14 protein-coding genes are annotated in these 14,637 nt (G+C 67.7%); 7 read left to right on the plus strand and 7 right to left on the minus strand.

Annotation, left to right across the window (positions count from 1 at the left end; all coding sequences use genetic code 11):
- Positions 1 to 700 (plus strand): 3-deoxy-7-phosphoheptulonate synthase (locus V7702_RS08260; protein WP_335649638.1); only part of this gene is annotated, 700 nt, incomplete at its 5' end.
- 7 nt (positions 701 to 707) lie between these two features.
- On the opposite strand, the gene V7702_RS08265 is transcribed toward V7702_RS08260, so the two are convergent.
- Together V7702_RS08265 and pdxH are read right to left on the minus strand one after the other, a co-directional pair.
- On the minus strand, positions 708 to 2,201 hold the full coding sequence (locus V7702_RS08265) for a bifunctional aminoglycoside phosphotransferase/ATP-binding protein (RefSeq protein ID WP_335649639.1): 1,494 nt from the start codon (positions 2,199 to 2,201) through the stop codon (positions 708 to 710).
- 13 nt (positions 2,202 to 2,214) lie between these two features.
- On the minus strand, positions 2,215 to 2,895 hold the full coding sequence (gene pdxH, locus V7702_RS08270) for a pyridoxamine 5'-phosphate oxidase (RefSeq protein ID WP_335649640.1): 681 nt from the start codon (positions 2,893 to 2,895) through the stop codon (positions 2,215 to 2,217).
- 70 nt (positions 2,896 to 2,965) lie between these two features.
- On the opposite strand from pdxH, the gene V7702_RS08275 reads away from it, so the two are divergent.
- From V7702_RS08275 to V7702_RS08290, 4 genes are all read left to right on the plus strand, one after another.
- Positions 2,966 to 3,688, plus strand: a complete 723-nt coding sequence (locus V7702_RS08275) for a DnaJ C-terminal domain-containing protein (protein ID WP_335649641.1) — start codon at positions 2,966 to 2,968, stop codon at positions 3,686 to 3,688.
- A 53-nt stretch (positions 3,689 to 3,741) separates the two neighbouring features.
- Positions 3,742 to 4,860 (plus strand): chorismate synthase, encoded by a 1,119-nt coding sequence (gene aroC / locus V7702_RS08280; protein ID WP_335649642.1) that lies wholly within the window; start codon positions 3,742 to 3,744, stop codon positions 4,858 to 4,860.
- A gap of 128 nt (positions 4,861 to 4,988) precedes the next feature.
- Positions 4,989 to 5,501 (plus strand): response regulator, encoded by a 513-nt coding sequence (locus tag V7702_RS08285; protein WP_335649643.1) that lies wholly within the window; start codon positions 4,989 to 4,991, stop codon positions 5,499 to 5,501.
- Between the two features lie 84 nt (positions 5,502 to 5,585).
- Positions 5,586 to 5,783, plus strand: a complete 198-nt coding sequence (locus tag V7702_RS08290; protein ID WP_335649644.1) for a hypothetical protein — start codon at positions 5,586 to 5,588, stop codon at positions 5,781 to 5,783.
- Between the two features lie 12 nt (positions 5,784 to 5,795).
- Here the strand turns inward: V7702_RS08290 and V7702_RS08295 are convergent, their stop codons facing one another.
- The 3 genes from V7702_RS08295 to queC are packed head-to-tail and all read right to left on the minus strand — an operon-like array spanning position 5,796 to position 7,567.
- Positions 5,796 to 6,167 (minus strand): 6-pyruvoyl trahydropterin synthase family protein, encoded by a 372-nt coding sequence (locus V7702_RS08295; RefSeq protein ID WP_335649645.1) that lies wholly within the window; start codon positions 6,165 to 6,167, stop codon positions 5,796 to 5,798.
- Between the two features lie 39 nt (positions 6,168 to 6,206).
- Positions 6,207 to 6,839: a 7-carboxy-7-deazaguanine synthase gene (queE, locus tag V7702_RS08300; protein ID WP_335649646.1), complete on the minus strand. Its 633-nt coding sequence runs from the start codon at positions 6,837 to 6,839 to the stop codon at positions 6,207 to 6,209.
- Positions 6,836 to 7,567, minus strand: a complete 732-nt coding sequence (gene queC, locus V7702_RS08305; RefSeq protein WP_335649647.1) for a 7-cyano-7-deazaguanine synthase QueC — start codon at positions 7,565 to 7,567, stop codon at positions 6,836 to 6,838. The genes queE and queC overlap by 4 nt, the downstream gene beginning before the upstream one ends.
- Before the next feature lie 384 nt (positions 7,568 to 7,951).
- On the opposite strand from queC, the gene V7702_RS08310 reads away from it, so the two are divergent.
- Together V7702_RS08310 and V7702_RS08315 are read left to right on the plus strand one after the other, a co-directional pair.
- On the plus strand, positions 7,952 to 10,495 hold the full coding sequence (locus V7702_RS08310) for a TonB-dependent receptor (RefSeq protein WP_335649648.1): 2,544 nt from the start codon (positions 7,952 to 7,954) through the stop codon (positions 10,493 to 10,495).
- A gap of 153 nt (positions 10,496 to 10,648) precedes the next feature.
- Positions 10,649 to 11,752: a response regulator gene (locus tag V7702_RS08315; RefSeq protein WP_335649649.1), complete on the plus strand. Its 1,104-nt coding sequence runs from the start codon at positions 10,649 to 10,651 to the stop codon at positions 11,750 to 11,752.
- A gap of 70 nt (positions 11,753 to 11,822) precedes the next feature.
- Here V7702_RS08315 and V7702_RS08320 read toward each other — a convergent pair whose 3' ends face one another.
- Both V7702_RS08320 and V7702_RS08325 read right to left on the minus strand, forming a co-directional pair.
- On the minus strand, positions 11,823 to 12,296 hold the full coding sequence (locus tag V7702_RS08320) for a DUF4168 domain-containing protein (protein ID WP_335649650.1): 474 nt from the start codon (positions 12,294 to 12,296) through the stop codon (positions 11,823 to 11,825).
- A 211-nt stretch (positions 12,297 to 12,507) separates the two neighbouring features.
- Positions 12,508 to 14,610, minus strand: coding sequence for a catalase (locus V7702_RS08325; protein ID WP_335649651.1), 2,103 nt, complete (start codon positions 14,608 to 14,610; stop codon positions 12,508 to 12,510).
- Positions 14,611 to 14,637 lie beyond the last annotated feature (27 nt).

Genomic DNA, 14,637 nt, shown 5'->3' on the forward strand with positions numbered 1-14,637 from the left:
CGGCCTGCTGGCCGACATCAACGACCTGGGCGTGCCGGCGGCGTGCGAGTTCCTGGACGTCACCACGCCCCAGTACATCGCCGACCTGGTGGCCTGGGGCGCCATCGGGGCGCGGACCACCGAGAGCCAGATCCACCGGGAGCTGGCCTCCGGCCTCTCCTGCCCGGTGGGCTTCAAGAACGGCACCGACGGCAATGTGCAGATCGCCGTGGACGCCGTGCGCGCCGCCAGCCAGCCGCACCATTTCCTGGCCGTGACCAAGGCCGGCCGCTCGGCCATCGCCGCCACCACCGGCAATGGCGACTGCCATGTGGTGCTCCGCGGGGGCGCAGCGCCCAACTACGACGCCGCCAGCGTCGCAGCCGCCTGCGCCCTGATCGAGAAGGCCGGCCTCGCGCCCCGGCTGATGGTCGACGCCAGCCATGCCAACAGCCACAAGAAGCCGGAGAACCAGCCTGCGGTCGCCGCTGACCTCGCCGCCCGGCTCACCGCCGGCGATCGGAGCGTCATGGGGGTGATGATCGAAAGCCACCTGGTGGCCGGCCGCCAGGACCTGGTCCCGGGTCAACCCCTGACCTATGGCCAGTCGATCACCGACGGTTGCATCGGCTGGGACGATTCCGTCGCCGTGCTGGAAAACCTGGCCGGCGCAGTCGCGGCGCGGCGCAAGGCCCTGGCCCGCGAGCCGGCCCAAGCCTGACAGAGTATCAGACCGAGGTCTGGAGGTGGCTCCAGGCCTCGGCTGCCTCGGCAGCCGGTCCCGAGGCGTCGACGCGGGTCCAGGCGATGTCGCCGACCTCCCGGTCGATCTGCATCTGCAGGGTCTCAACTGTGGCGTCCGAGGCGTCCCCATGTCGGGCGCCGATCCGCGCGGCAAGGATTTCGGCCGGCGCCTCCAGCCAGACCCCGGCGAAGGGCACGCCTGCCCGGCGGGCCAGAGCCTCCGCCCGGCCCCTGAGCTCAGGGGAGATGAAGGTGGCGTCCAGCACCACCGCGCGGCCGGCGGCCAGGGCCTGAGCCGCCTCGCTGAACAGGGTGTCGTAGACCTGCTCATAGAAGCCCGGCCCATAGGCGGTGGCCGGCAGGCGGCTGTCGGGGGGCACGCCCATCAGGCGCTTTCGGACCTCGTCGGTCCGCAGAACCACGGCCCCGGGGGACGCCCCAAGCCCGGGCGCGATCAGGCGCGCGAAGGTGGACTTTCCCGTGCCCGACAGGCCGCCGACGGCCGCCAGACGGGGCGGAGGCGGCGACAGGTGGGCGAGCGCGGTGTCCAGATAGGCGCTGGCCGCCGCATCGTCGCCGGAGTGCGCCCAGACATGGGCGCGAACCGCAGCGCGCACCGCCAACATCAGCGGCAGGGCGGCCAGGCCATCCCAAAGCTCAGGGCCGAAACTGCGGGCCGCCTCGTCCAGATAGGCCGACAGCACCCGCACCGCGGCGTCGCGCCGGCGGCGGAAGTCCAGGTCCATCAGCAGGAAGGCGATGTCGTACTGGACGTCCACATCCGACAGGGTGTCGTTGAATTCGATGCAGTCGAACAGGATCGGCCGCCCGTCCTCCAGCAGGATGTTCCCCAGGTGGAGGTCCCCATGGCAGTGGCGGGCAAAGCCGCCCACGGCCCGGGCGTCCAGCAGCGCCTGATGCGTAAAGAAGGCGGCGTCCGTCGCCGCCACCACCGCCTCGACCCGCTCCGCCCCCAGCCGCGGCGCCAGGTCGCGCAGGAGATGGGCGTTGGAATCGATGGTGAACTTCAGCGCCCGTCCTCCGCCGCCCTGGGGCCGAAGGGCCGCCGAGGCGTGAAAGCCGGCCACGGTGCGTCCCAGACTGTCGGCCAGGGCGCCGTCCACCGCCCAGGGCTGGGCGGCCAGCACGGCGTTTTCGTCGAACCGGCGCATCTCCAGAGCGAATTCGACCGGCTCGCCGTCGCCATCGAACTCCAAGCCGCCATCGGCCGCGCGGCTGATGGTGCGCACCGTACGGTAGATGTCCGGCGCTGCGGCCCGGTTGAAGCGCAGCTCGCGGTCCAGGGCCCAGCGCCGCAGCTCCAGGGTGGAATAGTCCAGATAGCCCAGCTCCACCCGGCGCTTGATCTTGAAGGCGCGTTCCGGCGTCAGAAAGACCCGGGCGCAGGCGGTGTCGATGCGTCGCTCAGCCTGGCCTTCCAGCCAACTCGCGACCTCGACCTCTTCGGGATCGGTCAAGACAGGGCGTCCATCAAGGATAGAGCCGTTCGGTGGTCCAGCCGCCTTCGGCTCGAGCGAAGACCAGGCGTTCGTGCAGGCGGAACGGCCGGTCGCGCCAGAATTCGATGACCGAGGGCGTCAGGCGGAAACCCGACCAGTGGGGCGGACGCTCCACCTTGCCGAGGCCAAAGCGCAGGCCCGTCTCGGCGATGCGCTTTTCCAGGGCCAGCCGGTCCGGCAGGGGCCGGGACTGGCTCGAGGCCCAGGCGCCCAGCTGCGAGGCCCGCGCCCGGGTGGCGAAATAGGCGTCGGCCTCAGCCGCGGCGACCGGGGCGATCGCCCCGCGCACCCGCACCTGGCGGCGCAGGGACTTCCAGTGAAACAGCAGGGCGGCGCGGGGATTGTCCGCCAGCTGCCGGCCCTTGGCGCTTTCGAGGTTGGTGTAGAAGACGAACCCGTCGGTATCGACGTCCTTGAGCAGCACCATGCGCACATCGGGCGCGCCGTCCGCATCGGCGGTGGCCAGGGCCATGGCGTTGGGATCGTTGGGCTCCCTGGCGCCGGCCTCCCGCAGCCACTCGGAGAACAGGGCGAAGGGATCGTCCTCCGACAGCAGCGGCGGCGGCTCGGCCTGGGTCACCTGGGCCACATAGTCGTCCTCGCTGGGCGAGGCGGGGATGAGGGAGTCTTCGGAGGGCGGGGTCTTTGACATGACCCGCGCCCTATAGCGCGCAGGCGTTCGCACGTCAGGGGTTTAACGCGCCGTTGACGGCGTCTGGCCTATGACTTTCGCCGCTATGAGCGGGACCGATCAGCCCCTGACCACGCGCCGGGCGCGGGAAATGCTTGGCGTGGGCGCTGCGGCCTCGCCGGGAGAGCTGCGCCGCGCCTTCCGCAACCGGGCCAAGGCCGTCCACCCCGACCGCGCCGGCGGCGACGCCGAAGCCTTCCGCCGTCTCGTTCAGGCCTATGAAGCCCTTCGCAGCGGTCCGGGTCCCGACACCTCGATCCGTCAACCGCCCAGCGTCCAGACCCGCCGCACGGCGGACGCCGCGACGCTGAATGTCAGCCCGACCCTGGCGGTTCAGGGCGGGGTTCTGGAGCATGTGATGGGGGATGGCCGACGCCTGCGCATCACGGTTCCGGCCGGTCTTCGCAGCGGCGATCGCCTGCGGGCCGGCGGCGAACTCCTCAGCGTGGCGGTGCGGGGCGATGGCCGGCTGATCGTTCGTGGGGACGACCTTTGGGTGACCGCCGTGCTCGACCGGGCCCTGATGAATCAGGGCGGGCGAACCCAGGTGGAGACGCCCCTGGGCCCCCGGGACATCTGGATCACCCAGAAGGCCGCCGCCCGGGGTCTTATCCGACTGGCGGGCGAAGGCCTGCCGGCCCGGGGCCGTCATCGGCAAGGCGACATGTTCATTCGCCTGCAGGCCGCAAGCGATACGGCGTCGAGCGCGGCGCGCACCCTGCTTCGCCGTTTCGCCGCGGCCTGGGCGGCCTGAGGCGTCACGCCGGGGGCGTGGCGCCCGCCGGGAAATGCGCTAAGACCGCCGCCATGTCGCACAACACATTTGGCCATCTGTTCCGCGTCACCACCTGGGGCGAAAGCCATGGGCCAGCCCTGGGCTGCATCGTCGATGGCTGCCCCGCCGGCCTCCCGCTCACGGCGGAGGATGTTCAGGTCTGGCTCGACCAGCGCAGGCCCGGCCAGGGCAAGTTCGTCACCCAGCGTCAGGAGCCTGACGCCGTACGCATCCTGTCGGGCGTCTTCGAAGACGACCGCACCGGCGGGCCCGTGACCACCGGCACGCCGATCTCGATGATGATCGACAACACCGACCAGCGCAGCCGCGACTATTCCGAGATCGCCCAGGCCTTCCGGCCCGGCCATGCCGACTACCCCTATTTCGCCAAGTACGGCGTGCGCGACTATCGCGGCGGCGGCCGCGCCTCGGCCCGGGAGACCGCCGCCCGGGTGGCCGCCGGCGCCGTGGCCCGCAAGATCCTGGACGGCGTCGTCATCCGCGCCGCCGTGGTCCAGATCGGGCCCCACACCATCGACCGCAGCCGCTTCGACTGGGGCGAGACCCGCAACAACCCCTTCTGGTGCCCCGACCCTGAAACCGTCGCCGTGTGGGAGGCCCATCTGGAGACGATCCGCAAGAGCGGCTCTTCCACGGGCGCGGTGGTCGAGGTGGAGGCCGTCGGCGTCCCGGCGGGCTGGGGGGCGCCCATCTATGGCAAGCTGGACGCCGAGCTGGCCGGCGCCCTGATGTCGATCAACGCCGCCAAGGGGGTCGAGATCGGCGCCGGCTTCGCCGCCGCCGCCCTGTCCGGCGAGGAGAACGCCGACGAGATGCGCATGGGGAACGACGGTCAGCCGGTCTTCCTGTCGAACATGGCCGGCGGCGTGCTGGGCGGAATCTCCACCGGCCAGGCGGTGAGCGCCCGGGTGGCGTTCAAACCCACCTCCTCCATTCTCACACCCCGGCGCAGCCTCAATGAGGCGGGTGAAGAGATCGAACTGCGCACCAAGGGCCGGCACGATCCCTGCGTGGGGATCCGCGCCGTGCCGGTGGTGGAGGCCATGACCGCCTGCGTGCTGGCCGACGCCTTTCTCCGCCATCGGGCGCAAGCTGGCGACGTGCGCTTCAGGCCGGGCGTTCAGGCCTAGCTTTCAAACATTCGGCGCCTCGGAAAACGCGGGTTTTTCCGCATTGACCCCGTCGATGACTTGCCTGAAATGAGCGGCTTCGAATCCGGCCCGGTTCGGAGAAGACCCCGCCGCGAAAGACGGAAACCTTGCGTTACGAACTCATCAGGATTCTGCTGGTCGACGACAACCACCACATGCGGGTGCTGTTGACCGAGATTCTGCGGGCGATCGGCGTGGTCCACGTCCATGAGGCCGCCGACGGGGCTGAAGGTCTTCAGGCCCTGCGAAGCCACGCCATCGACATCGTCATGACCGATCTGTCCATGCAGCCGCTGGACGGCATCGATTTCGTGCGCCTGCTGCGCAACTCGTCTGACAGCCCCAACCAGATGATCCCCGTGATCATGATCACCGGCCATTCGACCATGCGACGGGTGGCTGAGGCCCGGGACGCCGGGGTCAACGAGTTCCTGGCGAAGCCGCTGACCGCCCGCGGCGTGCTGGAGCGGCTGAACCGAATCGTCGAGCATCCGCGGCCCTATATCCGCACCCAGGACTATTTCGGCCCCGACCGCCGCCGTCGCGCCGACCCCAATTTTACCGGCCCCTGGCGGCGCAGCAGCGACACCGCCGTGGCCCTCTCGCACCAGCTCAACTGAACCTCAACGCGCCCGCCACCATTTGGTGATGTTTTGCAGGTCTTCTGACCGCTGAGCTGCGGGGGATTCACTATGAGCGCGCCTATGCTTCTTCGCCTGAGCCTGATCGGCCTCCTGGGACTCACCCAGGCTGGCTGCCTGGCCGCCGCTGTCGTGGGCACAACCGCAGGCGTGGCCATCGGCGTCACGGGCGCCGCGGTGGGCGCCACGGCCAAGGGGGTCGGCATGGCCGCCGGCGCCGTGATTCCCGGCGATGATGAGGACGAAGACCGGCGGCGCTAAGCCCCGCCCAGGCTAGAGGCTCAGGGCGCAACTCTCGCCGATGGTGGGGCGCGACACCTTGATCCGCGTCAGGCCCGGGAAGCCCGCCTTCAGCCGCTCGGCGAAATAGAGACAGATGTTCTCAAGGGTCGGGCTTTCCAGCCCGGCCTTTTCGTTCAGCAGCCCGTGATCCAGTTCCAGGGCCACGGCGCGCAGGGCGCTGTCGAGTTCGGCCAGATCCGCCACCCAGCCCATCGGGGCCTGGGGGGCGCCGCCGACGGTCGCCTCCACCTGGAAGGAGTGGCCGTGCAGCCGAGTGTAGGGGCTGTCGGCGGGACCATGGGGCAGGTAGTGGGCCGCGTCGAAGGTCGCGACCTTGGTGATCTCGAAGATGTGCGATGTCATTTGGCGCGCTTAAGGGCGGTCCGTCCAGCCGACCGGCCGTCAGGGAATGCCCAGATATTTATGGGTTTGGACGCTTAAACGCCAACGGGGGTGGGCGAGGCAATAGGCGATCGCCGCCTCGGTGTTCGCCAACCGGGCGGGACCATCCATGGGCTGGAGATAGAAGCGCTCGAAATCCAGGCTCGCAAACCGCGCCGGATCGACGCCGACTTGCGGAAAGACCAGCTTCAATTCCTGCCCTGACGTCTGGACCACGGGCGCCTGGGCCTTGGGGCTGACGCAGATCCAGTCGATGCCGGAGGGCGCCGGCAGCGTACCATTGGTCTCTACGGCGATCTCGAACCCCCGCGCCTGGAGGGCCCTGATCAGCGGCGTGTCCAGTTGCAGCAGCGGCTCGCCGCCCGTGCAGACCACCAGCCGGTGCGCCGGCTCATCGCCCCAGGCGGCGGCCACCGCGCCAGCCAGATCGTCAGCGCCCGCAAACCGTCCCCCGCCAGGCCCGTCCATGCCGACGAAGTCGGTGTCGCAGAAGGTGCAGACTGCGCTTGCCCGATCCGCCTCGCGGCCGGACCAAAGGTTGCAGCCGGCGAAGCGGCAGAAGACCGCGGGACGCCCGGCCTGGCCCCCCTCCCCCTGCAGGGTCAGGAAGATCTCCTTGACGGCATAGCTCACGCTACAAGCTCCGGCCGGCCTTGCGCCACCCATTCGTCCCAGCCGCGGGCGCGCAGGTCGCAGGCCGGGCAGTCGCCGCATCCGTGGCCCCAGTCGTGTCGAGCGCCGCGTTCGCCGCGATAGCAGGTGTGGCTCTCCTCGCAGATCAGCGCCACCAGCGTCTCGCCGCCGAGGGACTTGGACAGGGCCCAGGTCTGCGCCTTGGTGAGCGCCATCAGAGGCGTCCGGATTTGGAAATCCTGCGCCATGCCCAGGTTCAGGGCGTGCTCCAGAGCGTCGATCGTATCGCGACGGCAGTCGGGATAGCCGGAGAAGTCGGTCTCGCACATGCCGCCCACCAGGTCGCGAATTCCCCGCCGGTCGGCCACCGCCGCCCCATAGGTCAGGAAGACCAGATTGCGACCGGGCACGAAGGTGGAGGGCAGCCCCTTCTCCGTGACCTCAAAGGCGCGATCGGCGGTCATGGCGGTCTCGGCGATGGCGCCGAAGCCGGTCAGGTCGATCAGGTGGTCCTCGCCCAGGCGCGGCGCCCAGACCGGGAACTGGGCGGCCATCGCCTGGCGCACCACCTGGCGGGCCTGCATTTCGACGGCGTGGCGCTGGCCATAGTCGAAGCCCACCGTCTCCACATGGTCGTAATGCGACAGCGCCCAGGCCAGGCAGACGGAGGAGTCCTGGCCGCCTGAAAACAGGACAAGGGCGCGGCGATCGCGGGGGGCGTCTGTCATCGCCCCCATATGCGCGTCCGAGGTCTTAAGGGGAAGACCAAGCGCCTGCGGCCGAGCGTCCGTCGGTGAGCCGGCCGCGCCTGTTCAACACAGGCTTTCGAATGTCAGGTACGCGCCAAACGGAGCGCCTCCGAATCGGTCCCTCCGGTCTTCCGCAAGGGAATGCCGCGAATAACACGGGTCGGTTTTGTACCTCTCGTTCGAAACCGCGGTATTTCCGTCACGTTTGCGTCAAACTCGCCGCAATCACCTCAAGTGAACGAGGTTCAGTTTGACGCGCGCGTCAGTCGAGACGAGGGTCGCGGCCGGCCGCCGCTCCCCCGGCGGCCGTTTTGTCTCAAACTCGCAAACAATGGGCGGCGCCAAAGCCGCCTGGGAGGATCCATGTCGTCTTTGAAGAAGTCCGGTCTGCGCCGAAGCCTGGTGGCGACCGTGTCCGTGGCCGCCTTCGCCGCCAGCGCCGGCTCGGCGCTCGCCCAGGCTCAGGCCCCGACTCGACCTCAGGCCGAGCCCTACATGATCCAGGAACTGGTCATCACCGCTGAAAAACGTGAGCAGGCCCTGCAGGACGTCCCCGTCGCCGTCTCGGCCTTCACCTCCGAACAGCGCGACACCCAGGGCATCACCAACATCCAGGACTTCGTGAACTTCACGCCGGGCATGAACTATTCCGGCACCGACCGGGTCTCGCTGCGTGGGGCCGGGCGCAACACCTTCTATATCGGCAATGATCCGGGCGTGGCCGCCTATTCCGACGGCTTCTATTCGGCGAGCTCGTCGGAGCTGTTCAAGACGCCGCTGTTCATCGAGCGCACCGAAATCCTCCGCGGCCCCCAGGGCACCCTCTATGGCCGCAACGCCATGGGCGGGGCGATCAACCAGGTGTCCAAGCGCCCGTCGCAGGACTTCTCCGGCGAAATCCGCGCCGCAGTGGGCAATTACGACTACACCCGCATCGAGGGCGTGGTGTCGATCCCCGTCGCGGACAACCTGCGCTTCAAGCTGGGCGGCAATCAGGAATGGCAGCGCGAGGGCTTCATCGAAAACATCGGCAGCGGCAATGAAGGCGCCTCGATCAAGCGCACCTATTTCGAAGCCCAGGTGGAAGCCGAGCTCGGCGACAATGTCGATGTCTGGGTCCGCTATAACCGCTCCAACTGGGATGACAGCCTGGGTGTCGGCGACCGGCTGTCCAACCTGATCAGCCCCTACGACACCACCCGCGCCTTCCAGCCCATCGGCGGTCTGGTGACCAGCAACCAGTTCGGCGAGACGGTGACCAATCCGGGCGTCGCCGACCCTTACGTCCAGAACACCAACCGCGATGGCTATGGCGCGCTGCGCGGCAACCATGTGCTGACAGGCCAGATCACCTGGGACCTGGGCTTCGCCGACCTGAAGTACATCGGCGGCTTCCAGCAGTACGACTACCAAACCGGCGGCGACTATGACGGCACCAGCCGCACCGCGCCGATCACCGTGGCCGGAATTCCGGGCGTCTATGTGGACTACACCACCGACTTCTACGAGACGAAGAAGTACTATTCCAACGAGCTGAACCTGACCTCCAACTCCGATGGTCCGCTCAGCTGGATCCTCGGTCTCTATCAATACAACGAAGAGCATGGACAGCGTATCCAGCTGGGCAACCCCCAGCAGGCGCAGATGGAGACCCCTTGCTATTTCGGCGGCGCCGCCAACCCCTGCATCCCGGCGCCGGCCAATCCGAGCCGCAACTTCGCCGACAACATGGCCGACCTGAACTCCAAGGCCTATGCGGTCTTCGGCCAGTTCACCTACGCCTTCAACGACGCCTGGGCGCTGACCACCGGCCTGCGCTACACCAAGGATGAGAAGGACGGCTTCGAAAGCCAGCGCCTGGTGCTCTATTCGCCGGCCGGCCCCTTCGGCCCCCAGCTCGGCGGCGCAGCAGCCTTCGACGTCTCCACCGACCTGCAGCCCGGCACGCCGGGCATCCAGAACAGCCGCACCCTGTCCAACAGCTGGGACGCGGTCACCGGCGTGGTGAACCTCGACTGGACCCCGGACGACGACAGCCTGTTCTACGGCAAGTACAGCCGCGGCTATAAGTCCGGCGGCTTCCTGCTCGGGACGCTGGCGCCAAACCCCGAAGGCGAGGCCGAGTTCGTCAACGCCTATGAGCTGGGCATGAAGAAGACGATCGCCCGCCAGCTGATCGTCAACGCCTCGCTCTACTACAACGACTACACCGACCTGCAGCTGAACCTGCAGCAGCTGAATGCGGCGGGCACCGCCTCGGCCAACAACTTCATCAATGTGGACGCGCGCGCCTACGGGCTGGAGCTGGAAACCATCTGGGAGCCCAGCCGCAACCTGCAGGTGTCGCTCAGCTACGGCTATCTGAACACTGAGATCACCCGTGGCTGCTGCTTCTACGATCCGGCCGATCCCAGCGCCCTGCTGCCCCAGGCGCAACCGGCCGGCGGCACGGCGGTGCAGAACGGCGTGCTGCTGGTCTTCCAGGATCTGGAGGGCTCACGCCTCTTCCAGTCGCCGGAACACAAGGTGGCGATGAACGCCAACTACACCTGGGACTTCGGCCCCGGCTCACTGATCGCCTCGGGCACCGCGTTTTGGACCGACGAGACGATCTACCAGCCCTTCGACAACCCCGCCTTCGCGGTGCCGGCCTATACCGTCGCCGACTTCCGCCTGATCTGGCGCGATATCGAGGACCGCTATTCGGTGATCGGTTTTGTGAAGAACGCCTTCGAAGAAGAGGGCTTCACCTCCACCGGTTCGACCAATCCGACGGCGGTCTTCGGCAATCCCAATCCGGGTCTGGTGGTGGGCGGCCAGACCTACCTGCGGCAGACGGGGTCATCGATCACCCGAGGCCTGATCCAGCCGCGCACCTTTGGTCTGGAGCTTCAGTACCGCTTCTAAGCGCAAGGCTCGAAATCTGAGAGGGGGCGGCGGGGCGACCTGCCGCCCCCATTTCGTTTCTACGCCTGCGTCAAACTGGCCGGAGCCAACTTAACGTCTCTGAAAAGGGTTCCCTCCATCCTGAGTGGAATCTTTCAACGGTCCCGGCTAACCATGCCCCTCTCTGAGTTCTTCTTCGACCGCGTTACAGAAGAGATCCGCGCCCAGCTTGAGGGCGTGCTGGCGCTCACCGACCGACTGAACCGACAGCATCTCGCCGCCGACGCTCAAGCCTGTGTCGACGGGGTCGATGAAGCCGCAACCGTCGTCTGTCGCCTGTTGGCCGCCACCCACGATCTGAAGACCGCCACCCAGCAACAACTCAGCCTCGCCCCCGAACCGCGCCAACTCCGCGACCTGATGGACGAGGTGCAGGAGCGCTGGATCAGCCGCGCCCGGGAGAGCGGCGTCACCCTGCTGGTCTCTTATGAGGGCGATCCGGCGGCGACCGCGCTCATCGATCCCTTCCGGCTGCATCAAGTCTTCGACGGCTTCATCGGCCAGGCCATATCCAGCGTCCGTCGGGGCGCTGTCGAAGCGTCCCTGCGGGTGAGCGGCGAAACCGCCGACACCCTGCGCCTCGAAGGTCGCGTCCGGGGGGCCGGCGAGGTCATGGACCAGAGCCTGTCAGGCAGCGTCGAGGACATCGACGCCCGCTTTGGACTGGAGACCGCCATTGGTGCGGCGCTGGCCCAGAACATCCTGCTTAGCCTGAACGGCGCCCAGCATACCGAGAGCAATCTTGGCGGGGGCGAGACGGCCGTCTTCACCCTAGACGCGCCCTGCGCGCCCAAGGCTGAGCCGGCCCAGCCCGAGGCGGCGTCCGACCGCGCCGCCCATGTCCTGATCGTCGATGACAACGCCACCAACCGGATGGTCGCCGAAACGCTCTGCGCGATGTTCGACTGCACGGCCGAAACCGCGGTTGATGGTGTGGAGGCCGTCGAGTTGGCCCGAACCGGGCGCTTCGACCTGATCCTGATGGACATCAAGATGCCGCGGATGGACGGGGTGGCCGCCACGCGGGCCATCCGATCCCTATCCGGGGCGGCGGCGCAGACCCCCATCATCGCCCTGACGGCCAACGCCGATCCCGAGGACGCGGCAGGCTATATCGCCGCCGGCATGATTGGGGTGGTGGAAAAGCCGATGAAGCCTGAAAACCTACTGCGCGCCCTGCAACAGGCGCTCGAGGGCAGCACAGCCCGGGCCGCCTGATTCCATCGCCCACGAAAAAGGGCGCGATCCTGAGGGACCGCGCCCTATGTCGTCTGACCGGGGCCAGGCGTTACATCTCCGGATCGCTCTCCGTGGCCTCGACCTCAGCCGAGGCGTCGGCGGAGGTTCCAGCGTCGGCCTGCATGGCCTGACCAATCCGGGCGCGAAGCTCAGCATCGGTCTGAGCAGCGGCGGCGATCTGATTGTACTCCTCGGCCGTCAGGCCGGACTCCTCGACCGCAGCGGTCATCTTCGTATTCATTTCCTGCTGCAGCGTCGCCTGGGCGGTGGCGTCGGTTTCGGCGGTGACCTTGGGGCCGTACTCTTCATTGAGCGACTGAACATCGGTCATCGCCTCGGCGAAGCCCTCGACCTGCGTGTCGGTGAAGGCGGCCGCGCCGGTGGCCGGCGCCGTAGCCGGGGCGGAAGCCGCCGCGTCGTTCGACATGGTCGCGTCAGCGCCCGCATCCTGGGCGAAAGCGGCTGGGGCGGTCAGCAGGGCGAGCGCGCCAGCGGCGGCGAAAAACTGGGTCTTGAGGGTCATGTCAGTGGGTCTCCTGTTCTGTCCACTCACATCACAAACCGGTGAAAACCGATAAAGGTTGCGCCTCTGCGATAAAAATATCACGGCCCCGTGATGGGGCGATTGTTCCGGAACGCCCTCAGGCCAGACAGATTTGCGCCGCCGCCCCTCCGGTGAAGGACGGCGGCGCGGCTGGATCATTGGGACATCCGCCCCAGGGGCCGGGCGCCGGCTACTGCACGGCGGCGGCGTCCAGATCGACCTTCATCTCCCGGGTCCAGAGCCGGATGGCGCGGCAGGCTTCCACGAAGGCCTTGGCGTCCTTGGCGCCGTTTAGCGCCACGAACCCCTCGTCCATGTCCTCGGCCACGCCAGCCTTTTCGAACAGCGTCGCTGCGGTCTCGGTGTGGGCGATGAACTTGCAGTGTGCGAAGGCGTCATTGACGAAGTCCTTGGCCGTCTTGTCCTTGGAGAGCATGGCTGCGCCCTCCTCTGACACCAGGACCGCGACGGCGTCGTAGAGCACCGATGGCCCGCCATCGATCTTCTGGTCGGCCGCCAGAAGCGTCCCGTCGCTCAGCTTTACGCCCCCGATATGCGGCGCGATCACCTCGAAGATGGCGCCCTCGGCCTTGATGGCGTCGGTCAGCGCCTTGAACAGGGCGGCGTCAGCGCCGTCGGTCATCAGCAGCCCGAACTTCCGACCTTCGAACTTGGGCAGCGGCCGCTTCAGCATGCTCAGCGCGTCGGAGGCCGGCAGATCGTCGATCACCGGGCGGGCAGGCTTCAAGGCCGCGGGCATCTTGGCGAGCCCCAGCCCCGTGGCCACGGTCTTGGCCAGGCCCTCGTCGATGTTGCGCAGGTGGCCGACCATGCGCTCGCGGATGTCGAGCCGCTCGACCTTGCTGAGCTCAAACACCAGGGCGTCGCCCATATGCTTCTGCTCGATCGGCGTCTGGCTGATGAAGAATTGCCGGGCCTGGCTGTAGTGGTCGGCGAAGGTTTCGGCGCGGATCTGGCGGGTCTCGCCGGACTCAGCGACGGCGGCGTGGGGATAGCCCCGCTCCGGGCTCTCCCGCGGACCGCCCTGATCACCCCAGCTATTGGGCTCGTAATTGGCCCGACCAACGGGGTTGCGCATGGCCATGTGGCCGTCCTGCTGGAAATTATGCACCGGGCAGCGGGGCGCGTTCACCGGGATGTGGGTGAAGTTGGGTCCGCCCAGGCGCTTCAGCTGGGTGTCGAGGTAGGAGAAGTTGCGGCCCTGCAGCAGCGGGTCATTGGTGAAGCCGATGCCCGGCACGACATTCTGGGTGCAGAAGGCCACCTGCTCGGTTTCGGCGAAGAAGTTCTGGACGTTGTTGTCCAGCACCATGCGGCCGATGATCCGCACCGGAACGCGCTCCTCGGGGATGATCTTGGTGGGATCGAGGATGTCGAATTCGAAATCGTCGGCGAAGGCCTCGTCAAACACCTGGACGCCCAGTTCCCACTCCGGCGGCTGGCCGCTGTCGACCGCGTCCCACAGGTCGCGGCGGTGGAAGTCGGGATCGGCGCCATTGATCTTCAGGGCCTCGTTCCACAGCACCGACTGAAGACCGAGCTTGGGCTTCCAGTGGAACTTCACGAAGCTCGACTTCCCCTCGGCGTTGATGAACCGGAAGGTGTGGACGCCGAAGCCTTCCATGAAGCGCAGGGACCGCGGGATCGCCCGGTCGGACATGGCCCACATGATCATGTGCATGGACTCTGGCGTCAGGGTGATGAAGTCCCAGAAGTTGTCGTGAGCGGTCTGGGCCTGCGGGAAGCCACGGTCGGGCGCAGGCTTGGCCGCATGGATCAGGTCGGGGAACTTGATGGCGTCCTGGATGAAGAAGACCGGGATGTTGTTGCCCACCAGGTCCCAGTTGCCCTCCTGGGTGTAGAACTTCACCGCAAAGCCGCGCACGTCGCGCGGCAGGTCTGGCGAGCCCTTGGCGCCAGCGACGGTTGAGAACCGCACGAAGACCGGCGTCCGCTGTCCTGCCTTCTGGAAGGGGTCGGCCCGGGTCAGCTCGGCCAGGGACTCTGTCGCTTCGAAATAGCCGTGCACGCCAAAGCCCCGGGCGTGCACCACCCGCTCAGGGATCCGCTCGTGGTCGAAGTGGAAGAGCTTCTCGCGCAGATGGAAGTCGTCCAGCAAGGTCGGGCCCCGGGCGCCGACCTTGAGGCTGTTCTGGTCATCGGCGACTGGAATACCTTGTTGGGTGGTCAGGATCGGGGTGTCGCCAGAGGCGGTCTGGTGGGTTTCGCCCCCTGCGCCGGGGTTACGCTTCCCGTAGATGTCGTCGGCCATGGCGTGAGTCCTCCTCTGGAGCCGCGG

The organism is Phenylobacterium sp. (assembly GCF_036963605.1).
Taxonomy (GTDB): domain Bacteria; phylum Pseudomonadota; class Alphaproteobacteria; order Caulobacterales; family Caulobacteraceae; genus Phenylobacterium.

Coding starts and splice junctions, on each gene's coding strand:
- pdxH (WP_335649640.1), bottom strand. CDS start 2,895: ATGTCAAAGACCCCGCCCTCCGAAGACTCCCTCATCCCCGCCTCGCCC.
- V7702_RS08275 (WP_335649641.1), top strand. CDS start 2,966: ATGACTTTCGCCGCTATGAGCGGGACCGATCAGCCCCTGACCACGCGC.
- aroC (WP_335649642.1), top strand. CDS start 3,742: ATGTCGCACAACACATTTGGCCATCTGTTCCGCGTCACCACCTGGGGC.
- V7702_RS08290 (WP_335649644.1), top strand. CDS start 5,586: ATGCTTCTTCGCCTGAGCCTGATCGGCCTCCTGGGACTCACCCAGGCT.
- V7702_RS08295 (WP_335649645.1), bottom strand. CDS start 6,167: ATGACATCGCACATCTTCGAGATCACCAAGGTCGCGACCTTCGACGCG.
- queC (WP_335649647.1), bottom strand. CDS start 7,567: ATGACAGACGCCCCCCGCGATCGCCGCGCCCTTGTCCTGTTTTCAGGC.
- V7702_RS08310 (WP_335649648.1), top strand. CDS start 7,952: ATGTCGTCTTTGAAGAAGTCCGGTCTGCGCCGAAGCCTGGTGGCGACC.
- V7702_RS08315 (WP_335649649.1), top strand. CDS start 10,649: ATGCCCCTCTCTGAGTTCTTCTTCGACCGCGTTACAGAAGAGATCCGC.
- V7702_RS08320 (WP_335649650.1), bottom strand. CDS start 12,296: ATGACCCTCAAGACCCAGTTTTTCGCCGCCGCTGGCGCGCTCGCCCTG.
- V7702_RS08325 (WP_335649651.1), bottom strand. CDS start 14,610: ATGGCCGACGACATCTACGGGAAGCGTAACCCCGGCGCAGGGGGCGAA.